Genomic DNA, 16745 nt, shown 5'->3' on the forward strand with positions numbered 1-16745 from the left:
GGCGGGGGGTGGGGGCGGTGGGGGGGGGTGGGGGGGCCCCCGCGGCGGCGGTGGGTGCGGGGGTGGGTGAGTGCGGGGGGGGGCGGCCGGCCCCCGGGGGGGGGTGCCGGGCCTCACGGCTGTGCGGAAGAGCGGTGGCCGGGGGAAGGCTGTGGCCGTGCCGGGCCTGCCGGGGAAATGAGGTGGCCGGTCCGGGCCGGGGTTCGTACGCTGATGATCTCCCGGTGCGAAGGCCGCGGTTACTTCGGTGGAGTACGCCCATGGCGTGCGGTGAATCTGGAACACGTACCGCTGCCGTCCTGATCTCGGGAGACTCCGCGCCGCCCGGCCCGGTGCGATGGCCTCGGATACTTCCGGTGATGTCCCCTCGCAGGTTCGAATCCTGCTGCCGGTCCCGACCGGTATGGCCGAGCGGCCCAAGGCAGAAGCGCCTTCACGGCGTTCGCGATCCGTGGCCGGCCTGATCTCGGGCGGGCGGCGCTGTCAGTGCGGTCTGGTAGGAATACTGCTGTGAGCAGCGCGAACGGGCGATCCGACGACAGCGCGGGCGGCGCGGAAGGCGCACCGCCCGAGCAGCTTGCGCTGATCCGGGAGGCCGTGCGGCAGGCCAAGGCGCCGAAGGCGAAGCCGCGGACCTGGCGGGGTGCCCCGCTGGCGAAGGACCTGCCCGTGGCGCGGGTGCTCGTCGACAAGGGTGTGCTGCATCTCGACCGCTACTTCGACTACGCCGTGCCCGAGGACCTGGACGAGGCCGCGCAGCCGGGCGTGCGGGTGCGGGTCCGCTTCGGCGCCGGCGGACGCAACGTGCGGGACGGGCGGCGCGAGGGCGGCGGTCTCATCGACGGATATCTCGTCGAGCGGGTCGCCGAGTCCGACTACTCCGGACCGCTGGCCGCCCTCGCCCAGGTCGTCTCGCCCGAACCCGTCCTCGGACCCGAACTGCTGGGTCTGGCCCGTGCCGTCGCCGACCGGTACGCGGGATCGCTGGCCGACGTGCTCCAGCTCGCCGTGCCGCCCCGGCACGCCCGTGCCGAGGCGCGGGAGTCGCCCGCGCCCCCGCCTCCGCCCGCCGCACCCGACCCCGGGACCTGGCGGCGGTACGGACGAGGGGCCGACTTCCTCGCCTCGCTCGCCTCCGGCGGCGCGCCGCGCGCCGTGTGGACGGCGCTGCCCGGCCCCGAGTGGGCCGAGGAGATCGCCCGCGCGGTGCAGGCGACGCTGGCCTCCGGGCGCGGGGCGCTCGTCGTCGTACCGGCGGGCCGGCCCGCCTCCCGCGGCGACGCGGCACTCAAGGCTCTGGTGGGGGAGGGGCAGCACGCCGTGCTCACGGCGGACGCCGGACCGGAGCGGCGCTATCGCGACTGGCTCGCCGTACGGCGCGGGTCCGTTCGCGCGGTGGTCGGCACCCGGGCCGCCATGTTCGCTCCCGTACGGAACCTGGGCCTCATCGTCGTCTGGGACGACGGCGACGACGGACACAGCGACGACAACGCTCCCTTCCCGCATGTCCGGGAAGTGCTGGAGCTGCGCGCCTCGCGTGACAAGTGCGGCTTCCTGCTGGGGGGTTGGACGTGCACGGTGGAGGCGGCGCAACTGGTCGAGAGCGGCTGGGCGCTGCCGCTGGCCGCCGACCGGGAACAGGTGCGTACCGCCGCGCCGCTCGTGCGGACCGTCTCGGACGGCGATCTCGCCCGCGACGAGGCGGCGCGGGCCGCCCGGCTGCCGACGCTCGCCTGGCAGGTCGTCAGGGAGGGGCTGAAGCTGGGGCCCGTACTGGTCCAGGTGCCCCGGCGGGGCTATGTGCCCCGGATGACCTGCGCGCGGTGCCGGGAGCCCGCGCGATGCCGGCACTGCGTGGGGCCGCTGGAGGCGCAGGACGCCCAGGCGCTGCGCTGCGGCTGGTGCGGGCGGGATGAGACGGCCTGGCACTGCCAGGAGTGCGGCGGGTTCCGGCTGAGGGCGCAGGTCGTCGGCGCCCGGCGGACCGCCGAGGAGCTGGGGCGGGCGTTTCCGGCCGTGCCCGTGCGTACGTCCGGGCGCGAGCAGGTGCTGGACACGGTGTCCGCGACGCCCGCCCTGGTGGTCAGCACGCCGGGGGCCGAACCGGTCGCCGAGGGCGGGTACGCGGCGGCCCTGCTGCTCGACGGCTGGGCCATGCTCGGACGGCCCGATCTGCGGGCCGGCGAGGACGCGTTGCGCCGGTGGACGGCGGCCGCCGCGCTGGTCCGTCCGCAGGGGGCGGGCGGCACGGTCGTGGTCGTGGCGGAACCGACCCTGCGGCCCGTTCAGGCGCTCGTGCGGTGGGATCCGGTCGGGCACGCGGTGCGTGAACTCGCCGAGCGGGCCGAGCTGGGCTTTCCGCCCGTGTCCCGGATGGCGGCGGTGTCCGGTGCGCCGGAGGCGCTCGCCGGGTTCCTCGCGGCGGCCGAACTGCCGGGTGACGCCGAGGTGCTGGGGCCCGTACCGCTGCCGGCCGGTGAGGCGGGGCGGCCCCGTCGGCCCGGTGGACCGCCTCCCGGAGAACCCGGGGAGCGGGTGCTCATCCGGGTGCCCCCGGGCAGTGGCGCCGCTCTGGCGGCCGCGCTGAAGGGCGCGCAGGCGGCGCGTATGGCCCGCGGGGGCGGTGAGCCCGTACGCATCCGGATCGATCCGCCCGACATCGGGTGAGACACCGGTGGGGCGGCGCGGGGTCCGGGGCGCGGAGCACGTGACGCACGGGTGCCGCCGCGGACCGTGGGGTGACGAGGGTGTCATGGCCTTGCCTTGGCACGGTCGCTGGTTGTGCCGAGGTGTCATGGCCGTGTCTCGGCACGGTCGCTGGGTGTGCTGCGGTGTCATGGCCGTGTCTCCGCGCGGTCGGTGGGGCGGCGGCGGGGCGGTGACTCGCGTATCGGCGTGCAATGGGGACTGCCCCCCGGGACGCGGCGCCGGGAGGCAGTTGTCGTCTACGCGATCGGTCAGCCGTTGCGCGGGCCCGGGAAGGCCGTGGGCCTGGCTTCGTCGCGGAGTGTCGGGCTGCCGGCCGTCGGCTGGGTCGGCATGGAGCGGGCGGCGGGGACGGTCGGCACCGAGGGGATGGTGGTGTTGACGTTGATCGTGTGGGTGTCGACCGTCTCCGTGGCGCGCTCCGCCTCGGCCGCGGCCTGGGCGGCCGCGCGACGGGCTCCGTAACGCCGGTGCACCGCCTGCTTGGTGACCCCGAGTGCCGAGCCCACCGCGTCCCAGGAGAAGCCGAGGGAGCGGTCGAAGTCCACGGCGGCGGTGACCAGCGTCTCGACGCTGTCCCGCAGCTCCTGGGCGAGACGGACGGTCGGGGCGGGCGCGCGGCCGTAGACGACGAAGCCCGTGGAGGGGCCGGCGCGGCGCGGACGGTAGACGTTGCCCAACTGGGCGGTGAGCGTGCGCAGTGCGTCCACCTGCCGACGGACCCGCTCGATGTCCCGCACCAGCAAGTGCAGGCTGGCCCGAGCCTGGGCGTCGTGGGTTGCATGGTCGGCCATGAACAAGCCTCTCGAACCGGCGTTGGAAGGGATCGGGCCGCTGGTGAGCGGCCCGCTGTGGTCAACTCTTTCTTGACCAACGCGTGGACGGGTGAGTGGTCACGGGTGCAAGGGCGCAAGAGCATATGAACGGGGCGTGTCCCGAGAAGTACGCCCCCCGTCGTGCCGTGGACGCGCCCCGTGCGCGGCCGGTCGGACACGGCCACCTGCGCCGACGCATGATCCGAACTCCGTGCGGGCCCGGGGACAGGGCCCCTTGGACAACCCCCGAGCCTCCGGGCCCCGGGCGGCATAGACTGGTGCGCTGCCCCGTGCTTCGCCTGAACCGGCACGCGCGCGGGGGATGGAAGTGCTCCCGCCCGAGAGGCCAACCGCCACCCATGAAGCTCGTCTTCGCAGGCACCCCCGAGGTCGCCGTTCCCGCCCTGGACGCCCTGATCGCCTCCGGGCGGCACGAGGTGGCCGCCGTCGTGACCCGGCCGGACGCGCCGGCCGGACGGGGGCGACGGCTCGTCGCGAGTCCGGTCGCCGAGCGGGCGGAGCAGGCCGGGATCGAGGTGCTCAAGCCCGCGAAGCCCCGGGACGAGGAATTCCTGGCCCGGCTGCGGGAGATCGGCCCGGACTGCTGTCCCGTCGTCGCGTACGGGGCACTGCTGCCCCGGGTCGCCCTCGACATCCCCGCCCAGGGCTGGGTCAACCTGCACTTCTCGCTGCTGCCCGCCTGGCGCGGCGCCGCCCCCGTCCAGCACGCGATCATGGCCGGCGACGAGATCACCGGCGCCACCACCTTCCTCATCGAGGAGGGCCTCGACTCCGGACCGGTGTACGGGACCGTCACCGAGGAGATCCGGCCCACCGACACCAGCGGGGACCTGCTCACGCGGCTCGCCTTCGCCGGGTCCGGGCTGCTCGCGGCGACGATGGACGGGATCGAGGACGGCACGCTCAAGGCCGTGCCGCAGCCGGCCGACGGCATCAGCACGGCGTCGAAGATCACCGTCGAGGACGCCCACATCGACTGGGCCGCCCCGGCGCTGCGCGTCGACCGCATGGTGCGCGGGTGCACGCCCGCCCCCGGCGCCTGGACCGTCTTCCGCGACGAGCGCCTCAAGCTCATCCAGGTCGCGACGGTGCCGGACCGTACGGACCTTGCCCCGGGCGAGCTGTCCGTCGCCAAGAACAACGTGTACGTGGGCACCGGTTCGTACGCCGTCGAACTGCTCTGGGTGCAGGCCCAGGGCAAGAAGCCGATGCGTGCCGCGGACTGGGCCCGCGGCGTACGCATCCCCTCCGGGGAGCGCCTCGGGGTCTGACCCGCATCGGAGTCTGCTCCGCGCCGACCCCCGCGCCGAGCGCCACGGCGGCTGTCGCGGCCCTTCGGTGAGCGCCGCGGGGTCCGGGCGGCCTCCTGGCGGGCGGCACCGGCTGGACGGCCTCCCGGCGGGCGCCCTGGGCCGGCAGGGGCTTGCGGAGAGCGCGTCCGAGACTGCCGAGGGCCTTCGGGCGTTGCCGCATGCCCTCGGGCCTGCGGCAGCCTCCGGTCCGGCGCGGTCATCCGTCGCGGCGCCCTCGCGGGGCCGGCGCGGGTCATCCGTCGAGTGGCCGCCCGTGTGCGCCGCAAGTCCCGCGGCGTACGCTGATAGACGCACCTTTTTCCTGGATCCGGAGCACCTTTTTCGTGAGTGAGCAGCCCAGTCGGCCGCAGAAGACCGGCAAGCCCTACCGCCGCCCCCAGAAGGACCCGGTCCGCATGCTCGCCTTCGAGGCGCTGCGGGCCGTGGACGAGCGGGACGCGTACGCGAACCTCGTCCTGCCGCCGCTGCTGCGCAAGGCGAGGCAGAAGGACGACTTCGACGCACGGGACGCCGCGCTCGCCACCGAGCTGGTGTACGGCACGCTGCGCCGCCAGGGCACGTACGACGCCGTCATCTCGGCGTGTGTCGACCGGCCTCTGCGGGAGGTCGACCCGCCGGTCCTCGACGTGCTCAGCCTCGGCGTCCATCAGCTCCTCGGCACCCGCATCCCGACGCACGCGGCCGTCTCCGCCTCGGTCGAGCTGGCCCGGGTGGTGCTCGGCGACGGGCGTGCCAAGTTCGTGAACGCCGTGCTGCGCAAGGTCGCGCGACAGGACCTCGACGCCTGGCTCGAACAGGTCGCGCCGCCCTACGACGCGGACCCCGAGGACCACCTCTCCGTCGTGCACTCGCACCCGCGCTGGGTCGTCTCGGCGCTGTGGGACTCGCTGGGCGGCGGCCGGGCCGGTATCGAGGACCTGCTGGAGGCCGACAACGAACGGCCCGAGGTGACCCTCGTCGCCCGGCCCGGACGCTCCACCGCCGATGAACTCCTCGGCGCCCTCGACGAGGACTCGGCGCTTCCCGGGCGCTGGTCCCCGTACGCCGTGCGGCTCACCGAGGGCGGCGAGCCGGGCGCCATCGACGCCGTACGGGAGGGCCGCGCGGGCGTCCAGGACGAGGGCAGCCAGCTCGTGGCGATCGCCCTGGCGAACGCGCCGCTCGACGGGCCCGACCGGGCCTGGCTGGACGGCTGCGCCGGACCCGGCGGCAAGGCCGCGATGCTGGCCGGCCTGGCCGCCCAGCGGGGAGCGACGCTGCTCGCCTCCGAGAAGCAGTTGCACCGCGCGGGCCTCGTCGCCAAGGCACTCGCCGGGAACCCGGGCCCCTACCAGGTCATCGCCGCCGACGGCACCCGCCCGCCGTGGCGGCCCGGCACGTTCGACCGGGTGCTCATGGACGTGCCCTGCACCGGCCTGGGCGCGCTGCGCCGCCGTCCCGAGGCTCGCTGGCGGCGCCGCCCCGAGGACCTCGACGGCTTCGGACCGCTCCAGCGGGGACTGCTGCGCACGGCGCTCGCGTCGGTGCGGGTCGGCGGTGTCGTCGGCTACGCGACCTGCTCGCCGCACCTCGCCGAGACCCGCGCGGTCGTCGACGACGTCCTCAAGCACTTCGAGGACGGCTCCGCCGAACTGCTCGACGCCCGCCCGCTGCTGCCCGGCGTACCGGCGCTCGGGGACGGCCCCGACGTCCAGCTCTGGCCGCACCTGCACGGGACGGACGCGATGTACCTGGCCCTGATCCGTCGGACGGCCTGACCCGAGGCCTCCGTCGGACGGGCTGACCCGAGGCCTCCGCCGACCCGACACCCGGCGGGTGTCGTCCGGATCGGTCCGGCAACCGGCCCCGGCCCCGGCCCTGGTCCACCCCGGTCCGCGCTCGCCCGTCAGTCGGGCGGCCGGGCCGGTCTCGTGGCGTCGCCCGTGTCGCCCGCATCGCCCGCGTCCCCGGCGTCGGGGGTTCCGGCGGTGGGCTCCGGGGTCCCCGCGAGCTCCCCGGGCCCGGTCGGCTCCGGTGCCTTCCCGGCCCGGGAGCCTCCGTCCTCGTGGGCGAGCCGGGCGGGCCACCACACCTTCGGGCCGACGTCGAGGAAGAGCGCGGTGACCAGCACCGAACGCACCACGAAGGTGTCCAGGAGCACGCCGAGCGCGACCGCGAAGCCGATCTCCGCGAACCCGACGATCGGCAGGGTGCCCAGTGCCGCGAACGTGCCCGCGAGGACCAGACCGGCCGAGGTGATCACCGCCCCGGTGGTGGCCAGGCCCGTCACCACGCCCCGCCGGGTGCCGTGATGGATCGCCTCCTCGCGGATCCGGGTGGTCAGGAAGATGTTGTAGTCGATGCCGAGTGCCACCAGGAACACGAACACGAACAGCGGGAACGCCACGTCCTCGCCCGCGTAGTCGAAGACGTGCCGGAAGGCCAGCGCGCTCACACCGAGCGCGGTCGCCAGCGACAGCACCACGGTCCCGATCAGCAGGAGCGGGGCGATCAGCGCGCGCAGCAGGACGCTCAGGACCAGCAGGACCACCACGAGGACGAGCGGGATGACCAGATAGTTGTCGTGCGTCTGGGCGGTCTCCATGTCCAGCAGGGCCGCCGAGCCGCCGCCCACCTTCGCGTCGGCACCCGGCACGGCGTGCACCGCGTCGCGGACCCGCTCCACGGTGTCCTTCGCCGCCGTGCTGTCGGCGGGGGCGCGGGTGGTCGCCTCGAACAGCACCCTGCCGTCGTGCACGGGCGCGGTGCCCGGTGGCACCCCGATGCTCGACGTCACGACGCCCGGGTCCGCCGCCACGGTCTCGCCGACCTGTCTGCCCTGGGCCGTGTTGGACACGATGACCAGCGGATCCCCGTCGCCCGCGGGGAAGTAGCGCGCCGACACCTCCTGGCCGACGATCGAGTCCGGTTTCCCGGTGAACTGGTCGGCGTTGGGGATGCCCGCGGCGCGGAGCTGGATGAGGCCGAGGGACAGCAGCCCGAGGGCCAGCGCGGTCGCGACCCAGAACGTCCGGGGGCGGCGGGCGATCCGCCCGCCCATGCGTGCCCAGACGCCGCTCCTGGTCGGATCGGCCGAGCCGGGGTGCGGGACGGCCGGCCAGAAGATCCAGCGGCCGAAGACGAGCAGCAGGGCAGGGAAGAGCGTGAGCATGGCGAGCAGCGCCACGGCCACGCCGATCGCCGCGACCGGCCCGAGACCCCGCGTCGAGTTCATCTCGGCGACCAGGAGCACCAGCATGCTCAGGACGACGGTCGCGCCGGAGGCGAGGATGGCGGGACCGGCCCGGTTCATGGCGAGCGTCATCGCCTCGTGCCGGTCCTCGTGGCGGCGCAGTTCCTCGCGATAGCGGGCGACCAGCAGCAGGGCGTAGTCGGTCCCCGCGCCGAACACCAGCACGGTGAGAATGCCCGCGCTCTGGCCGTTGACGGTCAGACCGGCGTGTTTCGCCAGCAGATAGATCAGCGCCTGGGCCGTGAACAGGGCGACGACCACGCCGAGCAGCGGGACGAACAGCAGGGTCGGGCTGCGGAAGGTGATCAGCAGCATCACGATGACGACGGCCATCGCGGCGAAGAGCAGCGTCGAGTCGATGCCCTCGAAGGCCTTGGAGGAGTCGGCGGCCGTGCCGCCGGGCCCGGTGATGTGCACCGAGAGCCCGTCGTCGCCCTTGCCCACCTGGTCACGGATGGAGGAGACGGCTGGGGCGATCCGCTGCCAGCCGGCCGCGTCCATGGTGATCGGGACGTAGACCTGCGCCGCGCGGGGATCCGGCTGCCGGTCGAACACCGGTCCCCGGGTCTCGGCGCCGCGGACGCCGTGGTCCCGCAGCGTCTTGAGCTGCCGGACGTCGTCGGAGATCTGCCGCCGGTCCTGTGCCGTCAGGCCGTCCGGGCGCGCGTAGACGACGACCGCGGGGATCTGCTCGGGCCGGAACCCGTTCGAGATGTCGAGGACCTGGGTGGATTCGGCCGAGCCCGGCAGCCAGGACTGGGCGTCGTTGTCCTGGGCGTCGCCGAGCTTCGTTCCGAGTGGTGCCACGAAGAGGAGAATCAGCAGCCACAGGCCCAGGACCAGCCACTTGGAGCGCCGTCCGCACACGCCTCGGATGGCCGCACGCTTCCAGACGTCGAGCCGCTTCATGCCCACCCCCGAGACCGGACGCAGCGTCGATGGGCCGTCCAGGATGGCACGGCGGACCGTCCCGGGGCAGCCGCCGGCCGATCCAGGTCCGGACCGAGGCGGGCAACGGGCCCGGGGCATGGCAGTCTTGGGGCATGGCCGCGCAGATCAACCCCAGCATCCTGTCCGCCGACTTCGCCCGTCTTGCCGAGGAGGCAAGGGCGGTCGAAGGCGCGGACTGGCTCCATGTCGACGTCATGGACAACCATTTCGTACCGAACCTCACCCTCGGGGTACCGGTCGTAGAGTCTCTGGCCCGGGCGACGGACACTCCGCTGGACTGCCATCTGATGATCGAGGACGCCGATCGGTGGGCGCCGCAGTACGTGGAAGCCGGTGCCGGCTCCGTCACCTTCCATGTGGAGGCGGCGGCCGCGCCCGTCCGGCTCGCCCGGGAGATCCGGGCCAAGGGGGCCCGCGCCTCCATGGCGCTCAAGCCCGCGACCCCCATCGAGCCGTACGAGGATCTGCTGCCCGAGCTCGACATGCTGCTGATCATGACCGTCGAGCCCGGGTTCGGGGGTCAGGCTTTTCTTGACATCATGCTCCCCAAGATCCGCCGCACGCGCGAGTTGATCAGCAAGCACGGCCTGGAACTGTGGCTCCAGGTCGACGGTGGTGTCTCGGCCTCGACCATCGAGCGGTGCGCGGAGGCGGGCGCCGACGTGTTCGTCGCCGGTTCGGCGGTGTACGGGGCGGCGGACCCCGCCCGGGCGGTACGTGCACTGCGCACCCAGGCGGAGGAGGCGACGGCCCGTGCGTCCTGGGCGTGCGACCACTGAGCCAAGGGAACGTGAACGCCGCCCATCAGGGCGGATCAAGTGCGCCGGATCTGCAAGGATGAACGGCGAATCCAGAGTGTGAACAGAAGTGAGGAGATCGCCGTGTCGGGTATGTCGGCGGGCCGGTCAGCCATGCGGATGGGACCCGCTGAGCTGGTCCAGGCGGCGGCCATGGCCCGCCGCTTCTACCTCGAGGGCAAGTCCAAGATCCAGATCGCCGAGGAGTTCGGCGTCAGCCGCTTCAAGGTGGCCCGGGTCCTGGAGACCGCTCTCGAACGGGATCTCGTGAGGATCGAGATCCGCGTCCCCGCCGAGCTCGACGCGGAGCGCTCGGACGCGCTGCGTGCCCGCTACGGCCTGCGGCACGCCGTCGTCGTCGAGTCCCCGGCCGAGGCCGAGGAGTCGCCCGACCCGGAGAACCTCGGCGAGGTGGCCGCCGACCTGCTCGGCGAGCTCGTCAACGAGGGCGATGTGCTGGGTCTCGCCTGGGGCCGCTCCACGATCCACATGGCGGCGGCGCTGGACCGGCTCCCGCCGTGCACGGTGGTGCAGCTCACGGGTGTGTACGACGCCGGGACCGCCGAGCGCGGCTCCGTCGAGGCCGTCCGGCGTGCCGCGCAGGTGTCGGGCGGCGACGCCCACCCGATCTACGCGCCGATGCTGCTGCCCGACGCGGCCACCGCGGCGGCGCTGCGCAACCAGACGGGCATCGCCCGCGCCTTCGAGTACTTCGACAAGGTGACGGTCGCCTGCGTCTCCATCGGCTCCTGGGAGCCGGGCATCTCCACGGTGCACGACATGCTCAGCGACGAGGAGCGCGCGCACTACGCCTCGCTCGGTGTCGCCGCCGAGATGTCCGCGCACCTCTTCGACGCCGAGGGCCGCCGGGTCGGGCGCGACCTGGGCGAACGCTGCATCACGGTCGAGGCCGACCGGCTGCGCCGTATCCCCGAGGTCGTCGCCATAGCGGGCGGACACCGCAAGGCGGCCGCCATCGACGCGGTGCTGCGGTCCGGGCTGGTCACCAGCCTGGTCACGGACACCGCCGCCGCGGACGCGCTGATGACGGCGGGTCCGCCTCCGCGTCCGGCGCTGAACCGGGCGGACCCGGACGGGGCCTGACGACGGCACGCGAAGCGCGCCCCGAGGGGGCGGCCGTGGCAGCATCGACGTCATGCTGCCACGGCCGCCCCCTCGGGCGTTCACGGTCCGCCTGTTCGCGGGACTGCTGGTTTGTCTGACCGTCCTGCTGACGGGCTGCTCGGCGACGGGCGGGTCCGGTCCCGGAGAATCCGCGGCCACCGCCGTGAGCCGTTACGGGGCGGCCCCGTCCTGGGCCGGCGGTCTGCCGACCGTCTCCGTGGCCGCGCTGCCCGCCGAGGCACGGTCGACCCTCGCCCTCATCGACCGGGGCGGACCCTTCGCGTACGCCAAGGACGGCACCGTCTTCGGCAACTTCGAGCGCGAGCTTCCCGAGCACGCCCGGGGCTACTACCACGAGTACACGGTGTCGACCCCGGGGGAGAGCGACCGGGGGGCCCGGCGCATCGTCACCGGGCAGGGCGGGGAGATCTTCTACACCGACGATCACTACAACTCGTTCAAGGCGGTACTGAGATGACGCACGGTCCGCTCGCGGTGGTGTGCCGTTCGGCCGGGTGGCAGGTCACCGAACTCGACCTCACCGGGGTGCTCGACAAGGGCGCCTTCATGGCGCGCTGTGTCCGCGCCCTCGACCTGCCGGAGTGGTTCGGACGGAACTGGGACGCGCTCGGCGACCTCCTGGGCGACCCCGACTGGGGACCGGCCAGTCCGGGCAGGCTCATCGTGGTGACCGGCTGGCGCCCCTACGCGCGGGCACGGCCCGAGGAGTGGGAGACCGCGCAGGCGGTGCTGGCGACGGCCTCCGGCTACTACCAGGACGCCGACGCGGCGCTCTCGGTCGTCCTCTCCCTTGGAGGATCCGACCAATTGCCCTCTGACCAGCCTGGATGATCCGCCTGGGGACCTCGCACCGGCCGGCATGGGACAATGAAGTACGTGCTCTTCCCCCTGGCTGACCTGTCCGGGGGCCACCTCTGATCGACTGGGATGTGCAGCACGTGCGTTTCCTCAACGACATCCAGCCCCCGTACGACCTGACGTACGACGACGTCTTCATGGTGCCCAGCCGTTCGGCCGTCGGCTCGCGTCAGGCGGTGGACCTCACCTCCCCGGACGGGACCGGCACCACCATCCCGCTCGTCGTCGCCAACATGACGGCGATCGCCGGCCGCCGGATGGCCGAGACCGTCGCCCGCCGCGGTGGCCTTGTCGTCATTCCGCAGGACATTCCGATCGACGTCATCACCGAGGTCGTCTCCTGGGTCAAGGGACGCCACCTGGTGCTCGACACCCCGATCGTCCTCGCACCCCACCAGACCGTCGCCGACGCGCTGGCGCTGCTGCCCAAGCGCGCGCACAACGCGGGCGTCGTCGTCGACGAGGACGGCCGCCCCGTCGGCGTGGTGACCGACGCCGACCTCACCGGCGTGGACCGCTTCAGCCAGCTCTCCGAGGTCATGTCCAGGGATCTGCTGCTCCTCGACGCGGACATCGAGCCGCGTGAGGCGTTCAACCGGCTCGACGCCGCCAACCGCCGCTACGCCCCCGCCGTGGACACGGACGGCAAGCTGGCCGGCATCCTGACCCGCAAGGGCGCCCTGCGCGCCACGCTGTACTCGCCGGCCACCGACGCGAACGGCAGGCTGCGCATCGCCGCCGCCGTCGGCATCAACGGCGACGTGGAGGGCAAGGCCAAGCAGCTGCTGGACGCGGGCGTCGACACGCTCGTCATCGACACGGCGCACGGCCACCAGGAGTCGATGATCAGCGCCGTCAGGACCGTGCGCGCGCTGGACCCGAAGGTGCCGATCGTCGCGGGCAACATCGTCGCCGCCGAGGGCGTCAAGGACCTGATCGACGCGGGCGCCGACATCATCAAGGTCGGCGTGGGCCCCGGTGCCATGTGCACCACCCGCATGATGACCGGCGTCGGCCGGCCGCAGTTCTCCGCCGTCCTGGAGTGCGCCGCCGAGGCGAAGAAGTACGGCAAGCACGTGTGGGCCGACGGCGGTGTCCGCCACCCCCGCGACGTCGCGATGGCGCTGGCCGCCGGCGCGTCCAACGTCATGGTCGGCTCGTGGTTCGCCGGCACGTACGAGTCCCCGGGCGACCTTCACCAGGACGCGAACGGACGCCTGTACAAGGAGTCGTTCGGCATGGCGTCCGCGCGGGCCGTCAAGAACCGCACCAGCGAGGAGTCCGCGTACGACCGGGCCCGCAAGGCGCTGTTCGAGGAGGGTATCTCCACCTCGCGGATGTTCCTCGACCCGTCCCGTCCGGGCGTCGAGGACCTGATCGACTCGATCATCGCGGGCGTCCGTTCCTCCTGCACCTACGCGGGCGCCAACTCCCTGGAGGAGTTCGCGCAGAACGCGATCGTGGGCATCCAGAGCGCCGCCGGCTACGCCGAGGGCAAGCCGCTGCACGCGAGCTGGAGCTGATCCTCCGCCCTTCCCGTACGGCCCCTGTTCCCCTGCCGGGAGCGGGGGCCGTACGCGTGGGAGGGCTCCCCCGACCGGCCGGAAGTCGCCTCGCGCAACCATCCGAAAGGCCCGCGCAACGAACACGCGCCGGGATGGGATGAACGCAACGATCTTGCGGAGATGCGCAAGGTTGCTGCATTACGCCCGTGAAGCCCGAACTCATAGGGTCGAGCGCTGTACACAGGCGTGGCGGGGACCCCGCTCGGCGGGTCCCGGCTGTCAGGGGTGCCGCCGGTTCCCGTCCTCTTCGACCGGCAGCGACTAAGGAGCCAGCGCGTGCTCGATCAAGGCGCACCCCCGCAGTCCCCACCCATGTCCGCCCCGCCCGCCGCGGGATTCGGCGCGCGCCTCATGCGCCGCAAGCCGGTGGAACGCCTGGTGCAGGAGGGCGGACAGGGCGAGGGCGGCTCGCTGCGGCGCTCCCTCGGCCTGTGGCAGCTCACCATGATCAGCATCGGTGCCACGCTCGGCACCGGCATCTTCGTGGTCCTCGGCGAGGCCGTCCCCAAGGCCGGACCCGCGGTCACCGTGTCCTTCGTGATCGCCGGTCTCACCGCGCTGTTCTCCGCCCTCTCCTACGCGGAACTCGCCGGCACCATCCCGGTCGCCGGATCCTCGTACTCGTACACGTACGCGACGATGGGCGAGCTGATCGCCTGGATCTGCGGCTGGTGTCTGGTCCTGGAGTACGGCGTCTCGGTCGCGGCCGTCGCGGTCGGCTGGGGCGAGTACCTGAACGAGCTGCTCGACGGCACCATCGGCGTCACCATTCCGGACGCGCTCTCCGCGCCGCCCGGTGACGGCGGCCTCTTCAACCTGCCCGCGCTGATCGTCGTCCTGCTCGCGATGGCGTTCCTGCTCGGCGGAGCCCGCGAGTCGGCGCGCGCCAACACCATCATGGTGGCCGTGAAGATCGCCGCGCTGGTGCTGTTCTGCGCGATCGGCGTCCAGGGCCTGCGCTCCGGCAACTACGAGCACTTCATGCCGCTCGGCATGGCGGGCGTCAGCGCCGCCGGCGCCACCCTGTTCTTCTCCTACATCGGCTTCGACGCCGCCTCCACCGCCGGCGAGGAGGCCAAGGACCCGCAGCGCGACCTGCCGCGCGCGATCATGCTCTCGCTGGTCATCGTGACCGCGCTGTACGTCCTCGTCGCGGCCGTCGCCGTCGGAGCGAAGCCCTGGCGGCAGTTCGGCGACTCGGAGGCCGCGCTCGCCGAGATCATGAAGGACGTCACCGGGCAGACCTTCTGGGGCACGCTGCTGGCGGCCTGTGCCGTCATCGCCATCGCCAGTGTCGTGCTGACCGTGCTCTACGGCCAGACCCGCATCCTGTTCGCGATGGCCCGGGACGGTCTGGTGCCCAAGGTGTTCGCCCGGGTCAACCCGAAGACCGGCACGCCCCGCGCCAACACGGTCATCGTCTCGCTGTTCTGCGGTGTCCTCGCCGCCGCGATCCCGCTCGGCCAGCTCGCCGACGCCACCAGCATCGGCACGCTGTTCGCGTTCGCGCTGGTCAACGTCGCCGTCGTGGTGCTGCGCCGGACGCGCCCGGCCATGCGCCGTACTTTCCGGGTACCGCTCGCGCCGGTGCTGCCCGCGATCGGCTTCCTGCTGTGCGTGTGGATGATGGCCAGCCTCTCGGCCGTCACCTGGGTGGTCTTCGGCGTCTGGATGGCCGTCGGGCTCGTGTTCTACTTCAGTTACGGCTACCGCAAGTCCCGGATGGCGACCGCGGAAGCCGTCGCCGAGCAGCCGTAGAACCCGTTTCAGGAACCGTCGCAGGAACCCCTCGCAGAAAAGTGAACCACCCGCAGTGCTGAACGATCTCGACGAACGCATCGTGCACGCCCTCGCCGAGGACGCCCGCCGCTCCTACGCGGACATCGGACAACTGGTCGGCCTGTCCGCGCCCGCCGTGAAGCGGCGGGTCGACCGGCTGCGGGCCACCGGGGCCATCACCGGGTTCACCGTACGGGTGGACCCGGCGGCGCTCGGCTGGGAGACGGAGGGGTTCGTCGAGATCTACTGCCGCCGGAACACCTCTCCCGAGACCATCCAGCGGGGTCTGGAGCGGTATCAGGAGGTCGTGGCCGCCTCCACCGTCACCGGGGAGGCGGACGCGGTGGTCCAGGTGTTCGCCTCCGACATGCGGCACTTCGAGCGGGTGCTCGAACGGATCGCGGGGGAGCCGTTCGTGGAACGGACGAAGTCCGTTCTGGTGCTGTCGCCGCTGCTGCGGAGGTTTTCCTCGGGGTCGCCCACCTAGTGCCGCGCCAGGCAACGTTCGCCCCGTCGCGACGCCCGGCACGCACTCTCGCCGCACCGGCCGAAAGCCCGGGTACATCCAGTACGAGGACTTCCGGCCGGCACGCCGAGAGCACGCACCGGACGCCGCTCCTTGACGGGTAAACATTGCCTGCCGCGGCACTGGTCAGTCCGCCGTCTTTCTCGCCAGGGCGTTGTTGCCGATCGAGTTGTGGACGCTGAAGCTCACCGCGTCCGAGCGGTAGCGGTCGTCGGACCATTCCACCGGGCGGCCCTCGCGCGTGGTGGTGACCCGGCGGACACGCAGCAGGGGGCTGGTGCGGCGGACGCCGAGGAGGTCGGCGTCCTGGGCGCTCGCCGCGACGGCGTCGATGACGTGCTCGCCGTACGCGAAGACCAGACCGGTGTCCTCGAGGAGCCGTTGGGTGACGGAGGGGCAGTCGGGTTCGATCGCCGCGACGGCGGGGGAGATCCAGTCCGCGTACACCGTGCGCTCCAGCAGCACCGGTTCGCCGTCCAGGCCGCGGATCCGCAGCACGTGCAACACCGGTGTCTTCTCCGGGAGTTGGAGGCGTACGGCGTCCTCCGCCGTCGCCGGGCGGTGCTCCTGCGCCACCACGTGGCCGGTCGCCTCGCGCCCCATGGCCCGCGCCCACTGGGCGAAGCTGCGCAGTTCGGCGAAGCTCTGGCTGCGACGGCCGGCGAGGACCACACGCCGGGCGCCCTGGCGCGACCCGATGAGCCCCTCGGCGGTCAGGGCCGCGACGGCCTGGCGGACCGTGCCGCGCGAGACGCCGTAGTGGGCCGCGAGATCGGTCTCCGCCGGCAGCAGGCTGCCCACGGTGTACTCCTCGCGGTCGATCGCCCGCCGCAGCTCCTCGGCGATCTCCTCGTGTCGCGCCGTCATTCTTCCCCTCTGGTTCAACCGCTGTGCACAGTCTGATCAGCCTAATCGAGATCGGACGGTGCTCCGTGCCGGCTGGAATTGTGCAGGGAATAGGGGGTTGTGGTTTCACCGACGTTCACGAGCAGGACACCATCAGCGGGCCTACTGAGGCCAACTTGTTCAGACAAGT

At 72.9% G+C, this 16745-nt stretch carries 13 protein-coding genes; 10 read left to right on the forward strand and 3 right to left on the reverse strand.

The window, feature by feature from the left end; genetic code table 11:
* Window positions 1-510 precede the first annotated feature (510 nt).
* On the forward strand, window positions 511-2667 hold the full coding sequence (locus ACFXGX_RS31490) for a primosomal protein N' (protein ID WP_384797805.1): 2157 nt from the start codon (window positions 511-513) through the stop codon (window positions 2665-2667).
* Window positions 2668-2957: 290 nt separating this feature from the next.
* On the opposite strand, the gene ACFXGX_RS31495 is transcribed toward ACFXGX_RS31490, so the two are convergent.
* Entirely contained in the window at window positions 2958-3500 is a 543-nt protein-coding gene (locus ACFXGX_RS31495) for a hypothetical protein (RefSeq protein ID WP_384797809.1), read from the reverse strand.
* A 380-nt stretch (window positions 3501-3880) separates the two neighbouring features.
* Here ACFXGX_RS31495 and fmt point away from each other — a divergent pair, with 380 nt between their 5' ends.
* Both fmt and ACFXGX_RS31505 read left to right on the forward strand, forming a co-directional pair.
* Window positions 3881-4813, forward strand: coding sequence for a methionyl-tRNA formyltransferase (gene fmt / locus ACFXGX_RS31500; RefSeq protein ID WP_384797812.1), 933 nt, complete (start codon window positions 3881-3883; stop codon window positions 4811-4813).
* A gap of 365 nt (window positions 4814-5178) precedes the next feature.
* A complete protein-coding gene (locus ACFXGX_RS31505; protein WP_384797815.1) occupies window positions 5179-6612 on the forward strand; it encodes an RsmB/NOP family class I SAM-dependent RNA methyltransferase in 1434 nt (477 codons plus the stop codon).
* A 128-nt stretch (window positions 6613-6740) separates the two neighbouring features.
* Here ACFXGX_RS31505 and ACFXGX_RS31510 read toward each other — a convergent pair whose 3' ends face one another.
* A complete protein-coding gene (locus tag ACFXGX_RS31510) occupies window positions 6741-8996 on the reverse strand; it encodes an MMPL family transporter (RefSeq protein WP_384797818.1) in 2256 nt (751 codons plus the stop codon).
* 134 nt (window positions 8997-9130) lie between these two features.
* Here ACFXGX_RS31510 and rpe point away from each other — a divergent pair, with 134 nt between their 5' ends.
* From rpe to ACFXGX_RS31545, 7 genes are all read left to right on the forward strand, one after another.
* Window positions 9131-9817 carry a ribulose-phosphate 3-epimerase gene (gene rpe / locus ACFXGX_RS31515; protein WP_384797821.1) on the forward strand — a complete coding sequence of 229 codons (687 nt, stop codon included), beginning with the start codon at window positions 9131-9133 and terminating at the stop codon, window positions 9815-9817.
* A gap of 78 nt (window positions 9818-9895) precedes the next feature.
* The gene (locus ACFXGX_RS31520; RefSeq protein ID WP_384797824.1) at window positions 9896-10939 is read left to right on the forward strand and encodes a sugar-binding transcriptional regulator; all 1044 of its coding nucleotides are present in this window, start codon (window positions 9896-9898) and stop codon (window positions 10937-10939) included.
* A gap of 52 nt (window positions 10940-10991) precedes the next feature.
* Complete coding sequence (locus ACFXGX_RS31525; protein WP_384797827.1) at window positions 10992-11438, forward strand: ribonuclease domain-containing protein; 447 nt, start codon at window positions 10992-10994, stop codon at window positions 11436-11438.
* Window positions 11435-11812 (forward strand): barstar family protein, encoded by a 378-nt coding sequence (locus ACFXGX_RS31530; RefSeq protein WP_384797830.1) that lies wholly within the window; start codon window positions 11435-11437, stop codon window positions 11810-11812. The genes ACFXGX_RS31525 and ACFXGX_RS31530 overlap by 4 nt, the downstream gene beginning before the upstream one ends.
* A gap of 107 nt (window positions 11813-11919) precedes the next feature.
* Complete coding sequence (locus ACFXGX_RS31535) at window positions 11920-13362, forward strand: GuaB1 family IMP dehydrogenase-related protein (protein WP_384797869.1); 1443 nt, start codon at window positions 11920-11922, stop codon at window positions 13360-13362.
* A 318-nt stretch (window positions 13363-13680) separates the two neighbouring features.
* Window positions 13681-15162, forward strand: a complete 1482-nt coding sequence (locus tag ACFXGX_RS31540; RefSeq protein ID WP_384797833.1) for an amino acid permease — start codon at window positions 13681-13683, stop codon at window positions 15160-15162.
* A 55-nt stretch (window positions 15163-15217) separates the two neighbouring features.
* Entirely contained in the window at window positions 15218-15670 is a 453-nt protein-coding gene (locus ACFXGX_RS31545) for an Lrp/AsnC family transcriptional regulator (protein ID WP_015661832.1), read from the forward strand.
* A 165-nt stretch (window positions 15671-15835) separates the two neighbouring features.
* Here ACFXGX_RS31545 and ACFXGX_RS31550 read toward each other — a convergent pair whose 3' ends face one another.
* Window positions 15836-16576: a GntR family transcriptional regulator gene (locus tag ACFXGX_RS31550; protein WP_384797837.1), complete on the reverse strand. Its 741-nt coding sequence runs from the start codon at window positions 16574-16576 to the stop codon at window positions 15836-15838.
* Between the last annotated feature and the right edge of the window lie 169 nt (window positions 16577-16745).

The sequence above is a fragment of the Streptomyces sp. NPDC059371 genome, from assembly GCF_042751995.1.
GTDB lineage: Bacteria > Actinomycetota > Actinomycetes > Streptomycetales > Streptomycetaceae > Streptomyces.